Source organism: Arthrobacter alpinus (assembly GCF_001445575.1).
Classification (GTDB): domain Bacteria; phylum Actinomycetota; class Actinomycetes; order Actinomycetales; family Micrococcaceae; genus Specibacter; species Specibacter alpinus_C.
Genome location: NZ_CP013200.1, coordinates 1,712,512 through 1,730,015 on the forward strand (window position 1 = coordinate 1,712,512; position 17,504 = coordinate 1,730,015).

The window sequence follows — 17,504 nt, forward strand, 5'->3', positions numbered from 1 at the left end:
CTCCTGGAAGGTACCCCTCGTGAAAATTGTTTCCGCAGAAGTATTTGTCACCAGTCCCAGCCGCAACTTCGTGACCTTGAAGGTCACGACCGATGAGGGTGTTGTGGGCATCGGTGACGCGACCCTGAACGGGCGCGAGCTGGCCGTGGCCGCGTACTTGAAGGAGCATGTTGCCCAGCTCCTCATTGGCAAGGATCCGCACCGGATCGAGGACACCTGGCAGTTCCTGTACCGCAGCTCCTACTGGCGCCGTGGCCCGGTCACCATGGCCGCGATTGCCGCTGTTGACATGGCGTTGTGGGACATCAAGGGCAAGATCGCCGGCATGCCGGTATACCAGCTCCTCGGTGGCGCCTCACGCAACGGCTTGCGTGCCTACGGCCACGCGTCAGGTGCTGACATTCCCCAGCTGTTTGACTCGGTTCGCGAACACTTGGAACTTGGCTACAAGTCGGTCCGGATCCAGACCGCCGTCCCGGGCATCAAGGCTGTCTACGGTGTTGCTGCCCAGGCCCAGGCCTCGGGTGAGCGTTACGATTACGAGCCTGCCGGCCGTGGCACGTACCCGCAGGAAGAGGACTGGGACACCCGCGCTTACCTGCGTCACCTGCCCACTGTGTTCGAGGCTGTCCGCAACGAATTCGGTCCCGAACTGCCGCTGCTCCATGACGGCCACCACCGCATGACCCCGATCCAGGCAGCCAAGCTGGGCAAGTCACTGGAACCGTATGACTTGTTCTGGCTCGAGGACTGCACCCCGGCCGAAAACCAGGAAGCCCTGCGCTGGGTTCGCCATCACACCACCACGCCGCTGGCCATTGGTGAAATCTTCAACACGGTCTATGACTACCAGACCATCATCAAGGAACAGCTGATCGACTACGTGCGCGCAGCCTCCACCCACTTCGGCGGCATTTCCCCGTTGAAGAAGGTCATGGACTTCGCTGCCCAGTACCAGATCAAGTCCGGTTTCCACGGTCCCACCGATATTTCTCCGATCGGTTTCGCCGCCCAGTTGCACGTTGGCCTTGCCATCCACAACTACGGCATCCAGGAATACATGCAGCACTCGGATAACACGAACGAGGTCTTCCAGCAGTCCATGACATTCAAGGACGGCTACCTGCACCCGGGAGACAAACCTGGCATCGGTGTCGAGTTCAACGAAGAAGCCGCAGCTGCGTTCCCGTACCAGCAGGCCTACCTGCCGTACAACCGCCTGGTCGACGGAACGGTCCACGACTGGTGATCGAGGCAGTCAACGCGCCAACCCCAGCGATACAGCACATTGTGGTGATGGGAGTCTCCGGCTGCGGAAAGACGACGATCGGTGCCCTCGTGGCACACGAACTCGGCTTGCCCTTCGTAGACGGAGACTCTCTCCACCCCGTGGCGAATATTGCCAAGATGGCTGCCGGGACGCCTCTGAATGACGACGACCGGGCACCCTGGCTTCAGATCGTCGGCGAGGAGTTGGCCGGCTCAGCCAACGGACTGGTGGTGGCTTGCTCAGCGCTTAAGCGCAGCTACCGCGATACCATTCGGGCCCAGGCGCCCGATACGGTGTTCCTCCATTTGGACGGTAGCCGCGAGGTTCTCGGTTCACGGCTCGAGGGGCGGTCCGGGCACTTCATGCCCACGGCGCTACTTGATTCGCAATTGGCCACCTTGGAGCCGCTGGAAGCCGACGAACGTGCCGTGGTGATTGACATTTCGGCGCCGGTCCCCGCGCTGGTGAGTGACGCCGTCGTCCGTCTGCAGAAAATCTCTTAGAACCATCTCGCAGCAAAGCATTCAAAGCAGCAACACAGGAGAAGCAATGACATATGCAGTGGATTTGCGTGCCGCACCGTTCAATCTGGACGATGCGGGCGTGGCATGGGTGGAGTCGACGATTGCTTCGATGACGCTGGAAGAAAAAATTGGCCAGCTGTTCATTAACCACAACAACAGCTACGCCCCGGAGTACCTCGATGAGGTGCTGGAGAAGTTCCACGTGGGCGGTATGCGTTACCGGCCGGGCCCCTCGGGAGCGGTGCAGGAACACATTCGCCACGCGCAGTCGAAGACGAAAATCCCGCTGCTGATTGCCTCCAACCCGGAAATGGGTGGTGCGGGCAGCTGCGATGACGGTACGTTCGTCTCCACGCACCTGCAGGCCGGCTCGCATCCGGATAAGTCCATTGCCCGCCAGATGGGCCAGATCGCGGGCATTGAGACCGCGGCCTTGGGTTGCAACTGGGCGTTCGCACCCATTGTGGACATCCACTACAACTGGCGCAACACTGTCATCTCCACCCGCTCCTTCGGCAACACGCCGGAGGTTGTGGTGGAGCGGGCCAAGGAGTACTTCGACGGCATCAGCGAATCTCCCACTGCGTGCGCCATGAAGCACTTTCCTGGCGACGGCATTGACGAGCGCGATCAGCACGTGGTCACCTCTTACAACACTCTGGATTATGAGGAGTGGAACAAGACGTACGGGCATGTGTACCGCGAGATGATCGGGCACGGCGTGCAGTCGATCATGGCCGGGCACATTGGTGCCCCGGCCCTGACCCGGCGCTTCCGCCCGGAGACGGCCGACGGCGAGGTGCTCCCCGCGACGCTGGCTCCGGAACTCCTCGGCGACCTGCTCCGTGGCGAGCTTGGTTTCAACGGGCTCATCCTGACCGACGCCTCGCAGATGATCGGTATGACTCAGGCCATGAAGCGCAGCGATCTGGTGCCTGCAGCGATCGCCGCGGGTTGTGACATGTTCCTGTTCTTCCGCAACCCCGCGGAAGATTTCGGCTACATGCTGGACGGCTACCGCAACGGCGTCATCACTGAGGAACGCCTCCAGGACGCGCTGCGCCGCATTCTGGCCTTGAAGGCCTCCCTGGGCTTGCATGTTAAGGACCGAGCTTCACTGGTTCCGGCTGCTGAAACCCTGGCCGTCATTGGCTCGGCCGCACACCGTGCCATAGCCGCAGAGGTTGCGAACAAGACCGTGACGCTGATCAAGGACACACAGAACAACCTGCCGTTGACACCGGCCACGCACAAGAAGATCCGTCTCTATGGCATCTCCGGCGGCTCCGACTTCACCATGGCCGACCCTCTGGGCTACCTGGATGTTGTGGCCGAAGAACTGGAGCGAGTGGGCTTCGAGGTGCACGTCTTCAAGACCGCAGATCAGCGAAAGGCCGCGGGGGAGGAAGGCGTGAACTTCATGTCCGTCATCTCCGACGAAGCCACGGACGACTACGCCGAGAAGTACGACGCCGCCTTCGTGTTCGCCAATGTGAAGGGCTTCGCCCAGGAAGCGGCCATCCGCGTCAAGTGGTCCTCCCCGATGGCCGCGGAGATCCCGTGGTACGTCACCGAGGTTCCCACCGTGTTTGTCTCGCTGAACCAGCCCAACCACCTCATCGACGTGCCGATGGTCAAGACCGCCATCCACGCCCACGCTGATTCCCGCGAAGCCATCCGGGCCACAGTGGAAAAGATCCAGGGACTCTCCGAATTCCAGGGCACGTTCAATGAGAACGTCTTCTGCAATTCCTTCGACACCCGGCTCTAAGCTGACACAGCGCTACTCGCAGTGCTGCCGATCATGAACGATATTTCTCCCCACCGGCCACCCGGTGGGGAGAATCGTATCCGTGTTTGATATACAAGTGAGTATGGAAATTCCCTTGAACCAGAGCCCTGAATTCGCTGTTAAGTCCCCTCACGCCATCCGGGTCGTGGTCATGGGAGTCTCTGGTGCCGGCAAGAGCACCATTGGCACGCTGGTGGCTGACGCCATGAACTTTCCCTTCGTGGATGCTGACTCACTGCACCCGCTGGAAAATATCCGCAAGATGGCTTCCGGGACACCTTTGACCGATGAGGACCGCTGGCCGTGGCTTGACCTCGTGGGGCATGAGCTAGCCACCACCTCGGGCAAGGGCGTGGTGGTGGCCTGCTCTGCACTGAAGCGGCGCTATCGTGACGCCATTCGGGCCAAAGCACCCGACACGATTTTCCTGCATCTCGACGGGACGCTGGAGGTACTTAGCTCCAGGCTCGAGGGCCGCTCCGGACATTTCATGCCGCCGAACCTTCTGGCGTCACAGCTGGAAGCGTTGGAACCCATGGAAGCCGACGAAGCCGCCGTCGTGGTTGATATTTCAGCCAGCATGACCGAGATCTTAGATACTGCCGTGGTTGGGATCCGCGCCATCGCGGCAAAATAGCATGCACGACGCCGGCCCTTGGCTCCGCGCGCAAGAACAGTTGAGCGTGGGTCAAGTTGCCCAACGTGGCGGGGTCGCCGTCTCGGCCCTGCATTTTTACGAGCGCCAAGGGCTCATTTTTAGCACCCGCACCTCTGGCAACCAGCGCCGCTACGCCCGCTCGGTGTTACGCCGAGTCGCCGTTATTCGGGCGGCCCAGAGCGCTGGTATCCCGCTGTCTCTTGTTGCCACTGTGTTTGCGGAGCTTCCGGATGATGGGGTCCCCACGCAGTCTGATTGGCAGCGCCTATCCGAGCACTGGCAAGCCGAGCTCGACACCCGCATCGCCGCGTTGCAAAAACTTCGCGGAAGTCTTGGTGGTTGCATCGGCTGCGGCTGTCTCTCACTGGCCGAATGTGGCTTCGTCAACCCGGATGATCAGGTGGCCGGGCAGGGACCAGGTGCCCGCGCCTTCGACGGCATTGACGGTACAGGCGAGTAATTCGCGCTCGAGTGTCCACTTAATGTACGTATGAGGCCGAAAACTGGCCGAAAGCGTACGTTATGTGGACACTCGATCCGGTAGTTGTCGCCGGATCTCCACGAATTGGTGTGAGGTGGCTCATGGCTGCTGAATTTGACCTCAACTAAGGTTGAGGTTCTAGAGTCACTTGAGGATCCAGCCTTGTTGGGCTGGACGTGGTGAGAGGATTTTTGGTCATGACTGTGCAAGCAGAGACCGCGCATGCAGGGATCGGGCAAGCCGTTCATGCCGTGCAAGCCGCGCAAGCCGTGCGGGTCACAACGGGCGCTCCGGTAGTAATGCCGGCGCTGACCGAGAGTTTCAAGGCCGCTTTTGGCGGGCATCCTGCGGGGGTCGCCATTATTACGGCCGATTCCGTCACAGGGCCGGTGGGAATTACGGCGTCGTCCGTGGCCTCTGTATCCGCCGAGCCGCCGTTGCTCGCCTTCTCCCTCGCGGCTTCCAGCGGATCAGCAGCAGCCATCGCGGTGGCCGATTCGGTGGTGGTCCACCTGCTGACCACGGACGACTTGGAACTAGCCAAGATCTTCGCCAATTCAACGTCGGAGCGGTTTACCTCCGCCATGCCCTGGACTCGGCTCGAGACAGGTGAGCCGCTGCTGGTGCACGGCGGCTATGCGTTGAGGTGCAAGGTCCTCAGCCGCACCCCGGCAGGGGGATCGTTGTTGCTGGCGGCCCAAGTTCTGCAGATCATGACCCAGGAACAGGCTGGAACAGAACCGACTGGTACAGCAAGTGCTGGGGCACCCATGGTGTATCACAACCGTAAATTCCACGCCCTTGGCGAACACAGCGTCCTGCCGCGCTAAGTATCTTCGGCAAACTCACAGTGTTTGTTCACCTTGGTACTCCGTGATCTTCCTGGCTCCGGGGGAGGGCTGGGGTAGACTGGCCATCCAATGGAAAGTAAATCTAGGGGCCGGCGCAACGGTCTGCAGAGCACCTCAAGTGCCACCTGTCATCACGTTGCCCATGCCGGCAAAACCCGCACACAAGACCTAAGTTCCCCCATCCCCGCAGTGGCCGGCCCCGTCGCCGACCACCCTCCGCCGGCGGCCAACCCCCACGTGAACGCAGCATCTCTGCGCACACTGACAAGGGGGGTGCAGTAAAATCGAATGGTTATTACTTGCAGCAGGTCTGCTGCTCATCCTTGGCACAGGATTCTTTGTTGCCGTTGAATTTTCCCTCGTTGCGCTGGACCAAGCCACCGTACAGCGGGCGGTGAACACTGGCGATAAAGCCGCAGTGCCACTTCTTCGTTGTTTGAAGTCGCTGTCCACCCAGCTCTCCAGCTGCCAGCTCGGCATTACCCTGACCACCTTGCTGACAGGTTTCCTGATGGAACCTTCGCTTGGTGCTCTACTCATGGGTCCGCTGGGTGCCGTGGGCGTTCCGGACACTGCAGTGTCCGCAGTCGCCTTGGCCTTGGCCATGTTGATCGCAACCCTGCTCTCGATGCTCATTGGTGAGCTGGTCCCGAAGAACATGGCCATCGCCAAATCCTTTGAAATTGGCAAGCTGGTCGCCCGGCCGCAGCTAGTCTTTACCGCCGTGTTCAAGCCTGCCATCGTCGTCTTGAACGGCTTCTCCAACAAGGTGCTGAACCTGTTCGGCATGGAAGCCAAGGAAGAGATTTCCGGTGCGCGTTCGCCGTCGGAACTTGCCTCCTTGGTGCGCCGATCCGCAGCCATGGGCACCTTGGATAAGGGCACGGCAACGTTCGTGGCCCGAACATTGAGCTTTTCCGGGCGCACGGCCGCTGATGTCATGACCCCGCGCATGCAGGTTGAGACCATCGAAAGCACACAGTCCGTGGCCGAGATCATCGATGCTGCCCGCCGCACCGGCTTCTCCCGATTCCCGGTTATTGACGAATCCCCAGACAACATTGTGGGCGTTGTTCACCTGAAAAAGGCTGTTGCGGTTCCCTTCCACAAGCGTGAATCACTGGAAGTGGGCGCCATCATGACCGAGGTCTTGCGCGTGCCCGAAACCGTTCACCTTGACGCTCTGATTCTGGAGCTCCGCGAAGGAAATCTGCAGATGGCCGTGGTGCAGGACGAATACGGCGGCACCGCCGGCGTGACCACTCTGGAAGATTTGGTAGAAGAAATTGTTGGCGAAGTCTCCGACGAGCACGACCGCATCAAGCCCGGCATCTTGCTGGGCGCCGATGGTACGTGGTTCTTCCCGGGCCTCATGCGTCCTGACGAAGTTTCCGAGCGCATTGGCCCGCTCAATGTCCCTGACGAGGCCAGCTACGAAACCGTGGGTGGCTTCATGATGGCCGAACTGGGCCGCATTGCTGCCCCCGGAGATAGCGTCAGCGTTGAAGGAGGCCAGTTGGTGGTTGACCGGATAGAACGACGCCGGATCGACCGGATCCGCTTCATTCCGGCACCTTCGCCTGGAGGTACTGAAGGTGACGGAAGCGGCAAGGACACCACCACCACCAGCGCCGATGCGAAAGACCGGGGTGATCTTCGATGAGCCCCTGGGCTGGACTTGCCTGGTTGGTGGTGCTGCTCCTAGGCAACGCCTTCTTTGTCGCCGCTGAGTTTGCTGTTATGACTGCACGCCGCAGCCAGATCGAACCACTCGCCGACGCCGGCTCCAAGCGTGCCAAAATCACCTTGGGTGCCATGGAAAACGTGTCACTGATGCTGGCCTGTTCGCAGCTCGGTATCACGGTGTGTTCACTGTTGATCCTGAACGTCTCCGAACCTGCCATTCACCACTTAATTGCCGAACCCCTGCACACCATTGGTGTTGCTGACAATGTCGCATCGCCGGTAGCCTTCATCATTACTTTGGCGCTGGTGACATTCCTGCACGTGACGTTCGGGGAAATGGTACCCAAGAACATGAGTGTTTCCGCCGCGGACAAGGCGGCTCTGCTGCTGGCTCCGCCGCTGGTGCTCGTGGGTAAGGTGGTGCGCCCGGTTATCGTGTCACTGAACTGGTGTGCCAACCATATTGTCCGGTTGTTTGGGATCACTCCGCAGGACGAGGTTTCCTCGAGTTACACGCTCGAAGAGGTCCAGTCCATCGTGGAGGAATCTACTCGCAGCGGCTTGGTGGATGACCAGACGGGTCTCATCACCGGTGCCCTGGAATTCTCCTCGCAGACGGCACAAGGCATCATGGTGCCGCTGGCGGACTTGGTCACGCTGCCTGTGGATGCCACCCCTGTGGACTTTGAGCGCAAGGTGGGCAAGACCGGATTCTCCCGGTTCGTGTTTGCTGATGAGGCGGGCGTGCTGATCGGCTATCTGCATCTGAAGGATGTGCTGCGGATTCCGTTGGAACGCTATGAGTTGCCCATTGGTGAAGCGCGCGTGCGTTCCATGGTGAACTTGCAGGCCACCGAGGAAATTGAAGATGTGCTGGCAACCATGCAGCGCAGCGGATCGCACATGGCCCGCGTCATTGACGCGAATGAACAGACCATGGGCGTGCTGTTCCTCGAGGATGTCATTGAGCAACTGGTCGGGGAGATTCGCGACGCAACTCAGACAAACGTTCAGGAGCGACGCAAGGCTTGATGCGAACCGTTCCCAATATGGGCTATGCTGGTCTTATTGGTAACAATTCTCATTAGCATCTCCCTAAGGAATCGCATGTCTGCAAACCGTCGCTCATTTCTGATCCTGGGGGCCGCCCTGGCGGCCTCGATCACCCTGGCAGGGTGCGGCGGCGGAACCCCGTCCGGGAATGAAGCAAGCGGCAGCGGAACCATCTCGGTGGTGGCCTCCACCAATGTTTATGGCGATATTGCCAAGAGCATTGGTGGAGACCACGTCAACGTTCACACCATCATCTCCGATGCCAACGCTGACCCGCATGGATACGAAGCCAACGCCCAGGACAAACTGGCCATCTCGAAAGCCCAGATTGGGATTGAGAACGGTGGAGGCTACGACGACTTCTTCACTCAGCTGGCCAAGGGGCAGTTGGACAGCAAAGAAGTGATCAATGTGAGTGAGTTGTCCGGTCTGGATACGGGTGCGGACTTCAATGAGCACGTTTGGTATTCACTTCCCACCATGGTCAAGCTGGCCGATGATCTCGCCGCGCGCTTCAGTGCCGAGCTGCCAGCTCAATCCGCGGCATTTACTGAACAGGCCGACGCTTTCAAGGTCCAGATCGGCGCCATGAGCTCCCGCTTGGCCGCGTTGCGGTCCAAGCACAATGGGGCCGGTGCCGCCGTGACCGAGCCGGTTCCGCTCTACCTGCTCACCGAGGCTGGCCTGGTTAACAAGACGCCGGAAAAGTTCACCTCCGCCATCGAGAATGGGGCCGATGTTCCGGCCTCGACGCTCACCTTGGTGCTGAGCGTGATGGACTCGGGCACGATTGCCGTGTTGGCCTACAACACCCAGACCCAGAGTCCCCAGACCGAGAAGGTCAAGGCTGCTGCCGTGAGCGCCGGAGTCCCTGTGGTGGACTTCGCAGAGACCTTGCCGGCTGACACGAGCTACCTTGCCTGGATGCTTGGTAATGTAAGTAACTTGGAACAAGGACTAAATACAGCGGCTGGACAATGACCGAATCAGCACCATCGGTCATCACGCTCAAGCGAGCCACCCTCAAGTACGGCCAACGCACCCTCTGGCATGACCTCAACTTAGAAGTCCAGCCCGGTGAATTTCTGGCCGTCTTGGGTGCAAATGGCAGCGGTAAAACCAGCTTCCTGAAAATCCTGTTGGGTCTTGTTCCGCTGAGCTCTGGTATCATGACGCTCGACGGCGCACCCGCCAAACGCGGTAGCCGCACCATTGGCTATGTTCCCCAGCAAAAGAACTTTTCCCCAGATACTGCCTTGCGGGCCCGCGACTTGGTGGGTTTGGGCGTTGACGGCCACAAATGGGGCTTCCGGATGCGTGGCCGGGCGTACACCAAGCGCGTGGATGAACTGCTGGAAATGGTGGGTGCCACCAGCTACGCCAAGATTCCCGTAGGAATGCTTTCCGGCGGTGAACAGCAACGCTTGCGCATCGCCCAAGCGCTGGCATCGAACCCCAAGGTCTTGCTTTGTGATGAGCCGCTGCTCTCTCTTGATATGCAGCACCAAAAGGCCGTGAGTGCGCTCGTGGCCCAACAGGCCACGGCGAACGGAACCGCCGTCGTTTTTGTCACGCATGAGATCAACCCCATTTTGGAACACGTGGACCGGGTGCTCTATCTAGCCGGTGGGCGTTTCACCCTCGGTTCCCCGGATCAGGTCATGCGGACCGAGGTGCTCTCGCAGCTGTACCAAACCAGGGTTGAGGTGCTCAACGTTGACGGCAAACTCGTGGTGGTGGGGCGACCGGATTCTGTCATTGACGGTCACGTTGAAGACTTGCCTCGCGCCGATGAGGAAGCTGCCCTCAAAAACGCCGTTGATGGGCGGCAATCATGAACTGGACCGACTTTTCAGACGCTGTCTTTAATTTCACCAACTACGGGGAATTGCTTCCGCTCTTTCGCGATACGCTGCTGGCCGGGGCCATCCTTGGCCTGGTAGGTGGCTTGGTGGGCACCTTTGTCATGATGCGCGATCTCGCGTTCGCCGTCCACGGCATTGCCGAGCTGTCCTTCGCTGGTGCAGCTTTTGCGCTGCTCATTGGTGTGGACGTCATTTTAGGATCGCTGGTAGGTTCCATCGCTGCCGCGCTACTCCTAGGCGTGATGGGTGTGAGGGCCAGAGAGAAAAACTCGGTCATTGGCGTCATCATGCCCTTTGGCCTAGGCCTGGGTATCTTGTTCTTGTCCCTGTACGACGGCCGCTCAGCCAATAAATTTGGGCTGCTTACCGGTCAAATTGTCTCTGTTGATTCCACCCAAGTTTCGGTACTAGCCGGGGCGGCGCTGGTAGTGGTGGCCGGACTGGCGCTGATTTGGCGCCCGCTGACCTTTTCCAGCGCCGATCCCGACATTGCCGCAGCTCGCGGCGTTCCGGTGCGGACGCTGTCGCTGGCGTTCATGTTCCTGCTGGGAATTGCGGTGGCGTTGTCCATCCAGGTGGTGGGCTCGCTTCTGGTCTTGGCACTGCTCATCACTCCTGCTGCGGCGGCACTTCAGGTGACGGCAGCTCCGCGCATGGTGGTGCTGCTGAGCGTGGCTTTTGCCATGATCTCCACCGTGGGTGGCATCATGCTGGCTTTGGGTGGAAGCATTCCCATCAGCCCGTACGTCACGACGCTCTCGTTCGTGATCTACCTGGTGTGCCGGGTGGCTGGGTCATGGCGGCGACGTCGTGGCTGGTCTGCCCGGCCTTCGCTAGCGGCCTAGTCGACCTCGTTGTACCGGGTGAGTGCTGCGGCGAAGGTGGCAATCTCGGGATCGCTCCATCCTGCCAAGCGGTCCTTGACCACGCTTTGGTGGACGCGGGTGGAGGTGGCCAACTGGACCTCCCCGGACTCGGTTAACGCCAGTATGCGTCCGCGGCCCGATGACGCCGGGCTAGGTGCGTGGTTGGGGTCAGGGTTGAGTTCACCGTTGGGAACTGTGCCCCTTACCGCCTGGTCCTGACGCTCGTGCTCCTGATATTCGTGCTGCTCTCGATACTGGACTAGCCCCATCGTGATGAGCGTGTTAATCTGCCGGGAAACGGTCGACCTGTTCAGCGCGAATGCGGAAGCTATGTCGGTGGCCCGTGCGCCGTCGGAGGCGGCTATGAAACGCAGGAGTGAATCCTCAACAAACGTCAATGTCGTCTCGATGCTGCGCGAGCGTGCGGTGGAACGGCGCGAGATCTCGCGTAACTGGCCAAATACTGCTTCAATATCGCTCTCGCGCACGGTGGGCTCCATGGTCCCAGCCTAGTACGTGTTGCATGGAACAACTTGTAATGTTGCATAATGCAACATTGGGCGTATTCTTGACTCATCATGACCTCTCACAGCACACCACTTGCAACTATTGACCCCGAACGCCCCGAGCACCCCGAGGGCGTGCCAGCGGCGGCCTGGCGCAAGCTTGGCCTGACCATGCTCATCCCGTTCTTTCTAGTCACCGTCATGGGTTTGGCGTATCTCGGTGCCTTCCACCAGCCTGCACCCCACAATGTGGCGGTAGCGGTGGTGGGCAACACGGCCAGCATGCAGGCATTTGCCCAGGGTCTGGAGGAGAAGTCTGGGGACGCCTTGGACGTGCGCACGGTTCCCGATGAAGCAGCGGCCAGGGCATTGATCGTGAAGCGTGAAATCACGGCGGCCTATGCCCCCGGCGCTACTGCGGCCACCTTGATGCTCTCCAGCGCCGCCTCGGAGACCACAGCCAATATCACCCAAAAGGTCTTCATGCCGGTGGCCTTCGAGCAGCACCTGCCGTTTCAGGTTCTCGACGTAAATCCCGTGGGCAGTCACGACACCACCGGTCAGGGCCTGTTCTTCATGCTCGTGGCCTTGAGCATTGGCGGCTACGCAAGTTCGGTGCCGTTGGCGGGGTTCATGGGCAGGATTCGCCTGCGGACACGGTTTGCCCTTGCAGCGCTGGCAGCTGCCGTGGTGGCCACACTCGTAGTGGTCATTGCAGGCCCCATCTACGGCGTGCTTCAGAGTCATCTCGGCGGCACCTGGCTGCTGTCATGGGTTTATGTTCTAGCCATTGTGATGTTGGGAATGGGCCTTCATCCCATCTTGCGGCACTGGACCACTGCCACCTTGACGCTGCTTTTCGTGGCGTTGAACTTCACCAGTTCAGGCGGAATTTTTGCCCCGGAGATGCAGCCGGGAATCTTTGGCGCGCTCAATAGCTTTTGGAATGGCGCCGCATGGCATCACGGCGCGCAGACTCTGGCCTACTTCCCCGGACAAGGCGTGGGTACCGACATTCTGAAGCTGGTCCTATGGCTGATTCCTGGCGGCGCCTTAATGGTACTGACGCATGTGTTCAGTGTGCGAAAGACCCAGCTCGCCAATGAAAACACGAGCATCCGCGAGATTGAGGAAGTTGTCGCGGCCTAGCTGCAGGAGTCTGGCGCTCAGGCGGCCGAGCACTCAGGGCACAGTCCGTAAATTTCTACTGTGTGTTGCACCTGGGTGAAGCCGTGTTCCTTGGCAATGCGGGCGGCCCAGCTTTCCACAGCGGGAGCCTCGATCTCCACCGTCTTGCCGCAGTTGCGGCACAGCAGGTGGTGATGGTGGCTGGTGGCGTTGCAACGGCGGTATACGGCTTCGCCCTCGCCATTGCGCAGGCTATCCAGCAGGCCCTCGTCAGCCATGGACGCAAGAATACGGTAGGTGGTGGCCAACGATACCGGGGTGCCTGCCTCGTGCAGCAGACGGTGGAGTTCCTGCGTGCTGACAAAGTCGTCCAGAGTGTCCATGGCGGCGCTGATGGCAACACGCTGCTTGGTGACGCGCTGCTCCTTCACCGGTTCTTCCGACATGCCCACAACCCACTTTCTTCATGCTTCGATTCAATCAACCAGCCTAGCGCACCTGCCCGCAGACCACCGGCCCGTTGACCCTTGGCGGCACGGGGCTCGGGGCATAGGCTGGCATCATGTTGCTGACAAAATTCACCCACGCCTGTGTCCGCCTCGAGCAGGAGGGCCGAGTCTTGGTGTTGGATCCCGGGATCTTCTCCGAATCCGCCACTGCCTTGGAGGGTGCTCACGCCGTGTTGATCACGCATGAACACGCTGACCACTACGACGGCGATGCCCTCACCAAGGTCCTCACCGCTGCCCCGGAGCTTACGGTTCACGCACCGGCAGGTGTTGCCCGTGATCTGCGTGTTCGGGCTCCGGAAGCTGCTGACCGGATTCTGGACGCCGCACCTGGAGACTCGTTCATGGCAGCCGGCTTTGCCGTGCAGTGCTTTGGTGGTCAGCATGCCCTCATCCATCCCTCCATCCCGGTGGTTGCCAATGTGGGCTACCTGATTGACGACGACGTCTATCATCCGGGCGACTCCCTCATAGTCCCCGACGGGGTCAGTGTGGGTACCTTGTTGGTACCGGTGCATGCGCCCTGGTCCAAGGTGTCTGAGGTGGTGGACTTTGTGGTTTCAGTACGTGCTCCGCATGCCTTCCAGATTTACGACGGCTTACTCAACGAGCAGGGACTGGCGTTTACCGAATCGCACATTGCCCGGATGGGAGGGCTGCACGGTGTGCAGTTCCGGCATCTCAACGCGGGGCAATCGGCAGAGATTTAGTAAGGACGGCGGGCGAAGCCCCTACAGGCTCAGCCGTTCCAGGTGCCGCTGGTGAAGAAATTCTCGATGGTGCGGAGGTGCTCAGCCGGGTCGAGATCTTTTTCTGCCAACCACGTGGGGTTATTGTAGCTACCCGCATAGCGCTCTCCGCCGTCGCACATTAATGTCACAATGCTGCCCTTTTCCCCGGCGGCAACCATGCGCGCCACCAACTGCCACACACCCCACAGATTGGTGCCCGTGGACGGCCCGGCGTGCAGCCCGGTCAGCTGCTCAAAATGGACCATAGCTGCCACGGAAGCGGCGTCGGGGATCTGGAACATGGAATCGATCACGCCGGGGACAAAACTCGGTTCAACTCGAGGTCGGCCAATTCCTTCAATGCGGGAGGAATTGCCCGTGAGAAGCCCCAGATCGCCGCTGGTCCACGCCGGGTAAAAGGCAGAGCCTTCCGGATCCACCACGGCAAGCTGGGTGGAATGTCCGTGGTAGCGAAGATAGCGGCCAATAGTGGCCGAGGTGCCGCCCGTGCCGGCGCCCACCACCACCCATGCGGGCTCCGGATGAGGTTCATGGGCCAGCTGGCTAAAAATGGATTCGGCAATGTTGTTGTTGCCTCGCCAATCGGTGGCCCGCTCGGCATAGGTGAACTGATCCATGTAGTGACCATTGTTCTGCGCAGCGATCTTCGCAGCCGCCGAATACACCTCATTGGCATGGTCCACAAAGTGGCAACGCCCGCCGAACTGCTCGATGAGGGCGATTTTTTCCGGGCTCGTGGACCACGTCATGACGGCCACAAAGTCCAACCCCAATAGCTGCGCGAAGTACGCCTCGGATACTGCCGTGCTGCCCGAGCTTGCTTCCACAATGGTGGTGCCCTTATGGATCCAGCCATTCACCAGTCCAAAGAGGAACAATGATCGGGCCAGTCGATGTTTGAGGCTGCCGGTGCGGTGGCAGGATTCATCCTTTACATAGAGGTCAACACCCCAGTGAACGGGTAACTCAATTTTGTACAGGTGGGTGTCGGCTGACCGGTTGTTCTCGGCTTGGACGGTGGCAATGGCGTGGTGCGTCCAGGACCGGGAGGCGTTCGCAGTGTTCATGCCAGCCAGCGTAGCGCAGTAGATTTGTTGGCAGTTGCCCGTGAATCTTTTCCAAGGAGCTTCCCATGAGTGTTCTGATCAGTGTTGCCGAGTTGAATGCGCGCCTCTTTGCCGAGCCTGGCCCTGGTTTTCGTGTGGCACGCACCGTGGTGCTGGATGTCCGGTGGGCGCTGGGGGACCCGCACGGTCGTGACCATTACCTCGCTGGCCACATTCCGGGAGCCGTGTTCGCGGATATGAACACCGAGTTGGCTGGACACGGCCGGCCCGAGGATGGCCGCCACCCGCTGCCGTCCGAGGATGAATTTGCCGCCACGGTGCGGCGCTGGGGCATTAATACCGGTGACACCGTGGTGGTCTACGACGACGCCGGAGCTGCCGCCGCCGCCCGCGCCTGGTGGCTGTTGGGTTATGCCGGGTTCAAAGATGTTCACCTGCTCGACGGCGGACTGGCCGCCTGGCGTGCCGCGAGCCTTCCCCTCGCAACAGGCGAGCAGCGCACGGAGCAAGGTGACGCCGTCGTCCATTTCGGGGCAAAGGCCACGATTGACGCGGACCAAGCCGCAGACTGGTCGGGAATTTTGCTCGATGCGAGGGCCGGTGAGCGGTTCCGGGGTGAGATTGAGCCGATTGATCCGCGGCCCGGGCACATTCCAGGGGCCGTGAGCGCGCCAACCAGCGAGAATTTGGCGGCGGATGCCAGCTTCCTGCCCGCGGCGCAATTGCGTGCGCGGTTTGCCGGGCTGGGAATTGAACCGGGCAGCGACGTTGCAGTGTATTGCGGCTCTGGTGTGACGGCGGCGCATCAGATTGCGGCACTGGAAATTGCAGGATTTTCGGCGGCACTGTATCCGGGGTCGTTCTCCGCGTGGGCAAATCAGCCCGAGCGGCCAGTTGCGACAGGTGCTTCTGGGATAGCGGCTTCTGGCGGGAGTGGTGGCAACGACGATAGGGTTGACGGATGACCCAAGTAAAGGCTTACGCAGCTGTTTCAGCAACATCCGGACTAAACCCTTCAACCCTCGAACGCCGCGAACCCGGCGCGCACGACGTTGAAATTGCTATTGAATTCTGTGGCTTGTGCCACTCCGATGTGCACACTATCCGCTCCGAATGGGGACCGGCCAAATATCCGCTGGTGCCCGGACATGAAATTGTGGGCACAGTCAGCCGCGTGGGAGACTCCGTCGAGGGGTTCACCGTGGGCGAGCGGGTCGGCGTGGGCTGCATGGTAGATTCCTGCCGCGAATGCGATTCCTGCCTTGAAGGCTTCGAGCAGTACTGCGAAGTCGGAAATGTTGGCACCTACGGCGCTGTTGATCGGCGCAACGGAGACGCCATTACCCAGGGTGGCTACGCTCAGGGCATCGTGGTGGATGAAAACTACGTGCTGCACATCCCCGAGGGGATGGACCCGGCAGCCACCGCCCCGCTGCTGTGCGCCGGCATCACCACCTACTCGCCGCTGCGTTACCTGGATGTGCAGGACGGCGACACGGTGGGCGTGATTGGCCTCGGCGGGCTGGGCCACATGGCTGTTAAGATCGCCAAGGCGCTCGGCGCCACGGTCACCGTCTTCACCACCTCACCGGCCAAGACCGACGACGCCGTGGCCCTTGGAGCCGACCACGTTGTCATCTCCACGGATCCCGAATCCATGGCCGGTGCCAAGCACTCCCTCAACGCCATCATCGACACGGTTGCCGCGGTCCACGATCTGAATCCGTACCTGAATACCTTGGCCCGCGACGGTGCCCTGATCCAGTTGGGCCTGCCGTCGGAAAAGATGCCGCCAGTGGAACCGGGCCTGCTGATCCGCAAGCGCTTGGCCTATGGCGGATCCTTGATTGGCGGGATTGCCGAGACTCAGGAAATGCTCGATTTCTGCGCCGAGCACGGGATTGTCTCCGACATTGAATTGGTCAACGCCACCGAGTTGGACGCTGCTTATGAGCGCATGGTGGCGGGCGATGTCAAGTACCGTTTTGTGCTCGATACCGCCACTCTGTAATTTCCTCCACCTTTATGTAAGGAGCAATTCTTGAGCACCCTGTTTACCAAGATCATCGAGGGTCAGATTCCTGGACGCTTTGTCTGGAAGGACGATGACTGTGTTTCCTTCCTGACCATCGGGCCCCTGACCGACGGGCATGTGCTGGTGGTCCCGCGCCTGGAAGTGGATAAGTGGACAGACGCCGCCCCGGAGCTTCTCACGAAGCTGATGAAAGTGGCCCAGACCATCGGGCAGGCCCAAGTTGCCGCTTTTGGGGCACCGCGTGCCGGAGTGATCCTTGCCGGCTTCGAGGTGGAGCACCTGCACATTCACGTGTTCCCGGCCTATGGTCTGGAAAACTTCGACTTCGCCGCCGTCAATAACAATCCGGATCCGGCGGTCATGGATGCCAGCGCCGAAAAGCTCCGGGTGGCCTTGAGGGCAGCCGGTCACGGGGAATTCGTCCCCGCCGCCTGATTATTATGGCCGTGCACTTTGCACCT

The 17,504-nt window shown here is 60.4% G+C and carries 17 protein-coding genes and 1 pseudogene; 15 read left to right on the forward strand and 3 right to left on the reverse strand.

Annotation, left to right across the window (positions count from 1 at the left end; all coding sequences use genetic code 11):
- Nucleotides 1–19 precede the first annotated feature (19 nt).
- The 10 genes and pseudogenes from manD to AS189_RS07605 all read left to right on the forward strand — a co-directional run bounded on the left by manD (nt 20) and on the right by AS189_RS07605 (nt 11,025).
- The gene (manD, locus tag AS189_RS07555) at nt 20–1,249 is read left to right on the forward strand and encodes a D-mannonate dehydratase ManD (RefSeq protein ID WP_062287084.1); all 1,230 of its coding nucleotides are present in this window, start codon (nt 20–22) and stop codon (nt 1,247–1,249) included.
- Between the two features lie 47 nt (nt 1,250–1,296).
- Nucleotides 1,297–3,565, forward strand: a pseudogene (locus AS189_RS07565) (gluconokinase, GntK/IdnK-type).
- A gap of 103 nt (nt 3,566–3,668) precedes the next feature.
- Nucleotides 3,669–4,223: a gluconokinase gene (locus AS189_RS07570; protein WP_062287088.1), complete on the forward strand. Its 555-nt coding sequence runs from the start codon at nt 3,669–3,671 to the stop codon at nt 4,221–4,223.
- A gap of 46 nt (nt 4,224–4,269) precedes the next feature.
- A complete protein-coding gene (gene soxR / locus AS189_RS07575; RefSeq protein WP_272946741.1) occupies nt 4,270–4,704 on the forward strand; it encodes a redox-sensitive transcriptional activator SoxR in 435 nt (144 codons plus the stop codon).
- A gap of 218 nt (nt 4,705–4,922) precedes the next feature.
- A complete protein-coding gene (locus AS189_RS07580) occupies nt 4,923–5,555 on the forward strand; it encodes a flavin reductase family protein (RefSeq protein WP_237760002.1) in 633 nt (210 codons plus the stop codon).
- A 304-nt stretch (nt 5,556–5,859) separates the two neighbouring features.
- On the forward strand, nt 5,860–7,239 hold the full coding sequence (locus AS189_RS07585) for a hemolysin family protein (protein ID WP_062287091.1): 1,380 nt from the start codon (nt 5,860–5,862) through the stop codon (nt 7,237–7,239).
- Nucleotides 7,236–8,294, forward strand: a complete 1,059-nt coding sequence (locus tag AS189_RS07590) for a hemolysin family protein (RefSeq protein ID WP_062287094.1) — start codon at nt 7,236–7,238, stop codon at nt 8,292–8,294. The genes AS189_RS07585 and AS189_RS07590 overlap by 4 nt, the downstream gene beginning before the upstream one ends.
- A 75-nt stretch (nt 8,295–8,369) precedes the next feature.
- Nucleotides 8,370–9,296, forward strand: coding sequence for a metal ABC transporter solute-binding protein, Zn/Mn family (locus AS189_RS07595; protein ID WP_062287096.1), 927 nt, complete (start codon nt 8,370–8,372; stop codon nt 9,294–9,296).
- Nucleotides 9,293–10,153, forward strand: a complete 861-nt coding sequence (locus AS189_RS07600; RefSeq protein ID WP_062287098.1) for a metal ABC transporter ATP-binding protein — start codon at nt 9,293–9,295, stop codon at nt 10,151–10,153. The genes AS189_RS07595 and AS189_RS07600 overlap by 4 nt, the downstream gene beginning before the upstream one ends.
- On the forward strand, nt 10,150–11,025 hold the full coding sequence (locus AS189_RS07605) for a metal ABC transporter permease (RefSeq protein ID WP_062287099.1): 876 nt from the start codon (nt 10,150–10,152) through the stop codon (nt 11,023–11,025). The genes AS189_RS07600 and AS189_RS07605 overlap by 4 nt, the downstream gene beginning before the upstream one ends.
- On the opposite strand, the gene AS189_RS07610 is transcribed toward AS189_RS07605, so the two are convergent.
- A complete protein-coding gene (locus tag AS189_RS07610) occupies nt 11,022–11,546 on the reverse strand; it encodes a MarR family winged helix-turn-helix transcriptional regulator (protein ID WP_082634149.1) in 525 nt (174 codons plus the stop codon). The two genes, AS189_RS07605 and AS189_RS07610, sit on opposite strands and share 4 nt — an antisense overlap.
- A 78-nt stretch (nt 11,547–11,624) precedes the next feature.
- On the opposite strand from AS189_RS07610, the gene AS189_RS07615 reads away from it, so the two are divergent.
- Entirely contained in the window at nt 11,625–12,701 is a 1,077-nt protein-coding gene (locus AS189_RS07615) for a hypothetical protein (RefSeq protein ID WP_062287104.1), read from the forward strand.
- A 17-nt stretch (nt 12,702–12,718) separates the two neighbouring features.
- Here the strand turns inward: AS189_RS07615 and AS189_RS07620 are convergent, their stop codons facing one another.
- Nucleotides 12,719–13,126 carry a Fur family transcriptional regulator gene (locus AS189_RS07620; RefSeq protein WP_062287106.1) on the reverse strand — a complete coding sequence of 136 codons (408 nt, stop codon included), beginning with the start codon at nt 13,124–13,126 and terminating at the stop codon, nt 12,719–12,721.
- 116 nt (nt 13,127–13,242) lie between these two features.
- Between AS189_RS07620 and AS189_RS07625 the strand changes: the two genes are divergently transcribed.
- Entirely contained in the window at nt 13,243–13,899 is a 657-nt protein-coding gene (locus AS189_RS07625; RefSeq protein WP_062287108.1) for an MBL fold metallo-hydrolase, read from the forward strand.
- A gap of 29 nt (nt 13,900–13,928) precedes the next feature.
- On the opposite strand, the gene AS189_RS07630 is transcribed toward AS189_RS07625, so the two are convergent.
- A complete protein-coding gene (locus AS189_RS07630; RefSeq protein WP_062287110.1) occupies nt 13,929–15,008 on the reverse strand; it encodes a PLP-dependent cysteine synthase family protein in 1,080 nt (359 codons plus the stop codon).
- A 65-nt stretch (nt 15,009–15,073) separates the two neighbouring features.
- Between AS189_RS07630 and AS189_RS07635 the strand changes: the two genes are divergently transcribed.
- Genes AS189_RS07635 through AS189_RS07645 form a run of 3 tightly spaced genes read left to right on the forward strand, consistent with a single transcriptional unit; the run spans nt 15,074 to nt 17,478 of the window.
- Nucleotides 15,074–15,973 (forward strand): sulfurtransferase, encoded by a 900-nt coding sequence (locus AS189_RS07635; protein ID WP_062287112.1) that lies wholly within the window; start codon nt 15,074–15,076, stop codon nt 15,971–15,973.
- Entirely contained in the window at nt 15,970–17,019 is a 1,050-nt protein-coding gene (locus AS189_RS07640) for an NAD(P)-dependent alcohol dehydrogenase (protein WP_062287114.1), read from the forward strand. The genes AS189_RS07635 and AS189_RS07640 overlap by 4 nt, the downstream gene beginning before the upstream one ends.
- A 30-nt stretch (nt 17,020–17,049) precedes the next feature.
- Nucleotides 17,050–17,478 (forward strand): HIT family protein, encoded by a 429-nt coding sequence (locus AS189_RS07645; RefSeq protein WP_062287115.1) that lies wholly within the window; start codon nt 17,050–17,052, stop codon nt 17,476–17,478.
- Nucleotides 17,479–17,504: the final 26 nt, after the last annotated feature.

Bases quoted from the DNA above. Each gene is read 5' to 3' on its own strand.
- AS189_RS07570 (WP_062287088.1), top strand. From the start codon at position 3,669: ATGGAAATTCCCTTGAACCAGAGCCCTGAATTCGCTGTTAAGTCCCCT.
- AS189_RS07580 (WP_237760002.1), top strand. From the start codon at position 4,923: ATGACTGTGCAAGCAGAGACCGCGCATGCAGGGATCGGGCAAGCCGTT.
- AS189_RS07590 (WP_062287094.1), top strand. From the start codon at position 7,236: ATGAGCCCCTGGGCTGGACTTGCCTGGTTGGTGGTGCTGCTCCTAGGC.
- AS189_RS07595 (WP_062287096.1), top strand. From the start codon at position 8,370: ATGTCTGCAAACCGTCGCTCATTTCTGATCCTGGGGGCCGCCCTGGCG.
- AS189_RS07600 (WP_062287098.1), top strand. From the start codon at position 9,293: ATGACCGAATCAGCACCATCGGTCATCACGCTCAAGCGAGCCACCCTC.
- AS189_RS07605 (WP_062287099.1), top strand. From the start codon at position 10,150: ATGAACTGGACCGACTTTTCAGACGCTGTCTTTAATTTCACCAACTAC.
- AS189_RS07610 (WP_082634149.1), bottom strand. From the start codon at position 11,546: ATGGAGCCCACCGTGCGCGAGAGCGATATTGAAGCAGTATTTGGCCAG.
- AS189_RS07615 (WP_062287104.1), top strand. From the start codon at position 11,625: ATGACCTCTCACAGCACACCACTTGCAACTATTGACCCCGAACGCCCC.
- AS189_RS07620 (WP_062287106.1), bottom strand. From the start codon at position 13,126: ATGTCGGAAGAACCGGTGAAGGAGCAGCGCGTCACCAAGCAGCGTGTT.
- AS189_RS07625 (WP_062287108.1), top strand. From the start codon at position 13,243: ATGTTGCTGACAAAATTCACCCACGCCTGTGTCCGCCTCGAGCAGGAG.
- AS189_RS07630 (WP_062287110.1), bottom strand. From the start codon at position 15,008: ATGAACACTGCGAACGCCTCCCGGTCCTGGACGCACCACGCCATTGCC.
- AS189_RS07635 (WP_062287112.1), top strand. From the start codon at position 15,074: ATGAGTGTTCTGATCAGTGTTGCCGAGTTGAATGCGCGCCTCTTTGCC.
- AS189_RS07640 (WP_062287114.1), top strand. From the start codon at position 15,970: ATGACCCAAGTAAAGGCTTACGCAGCTGTTTCAGCAACATCCGGACTA.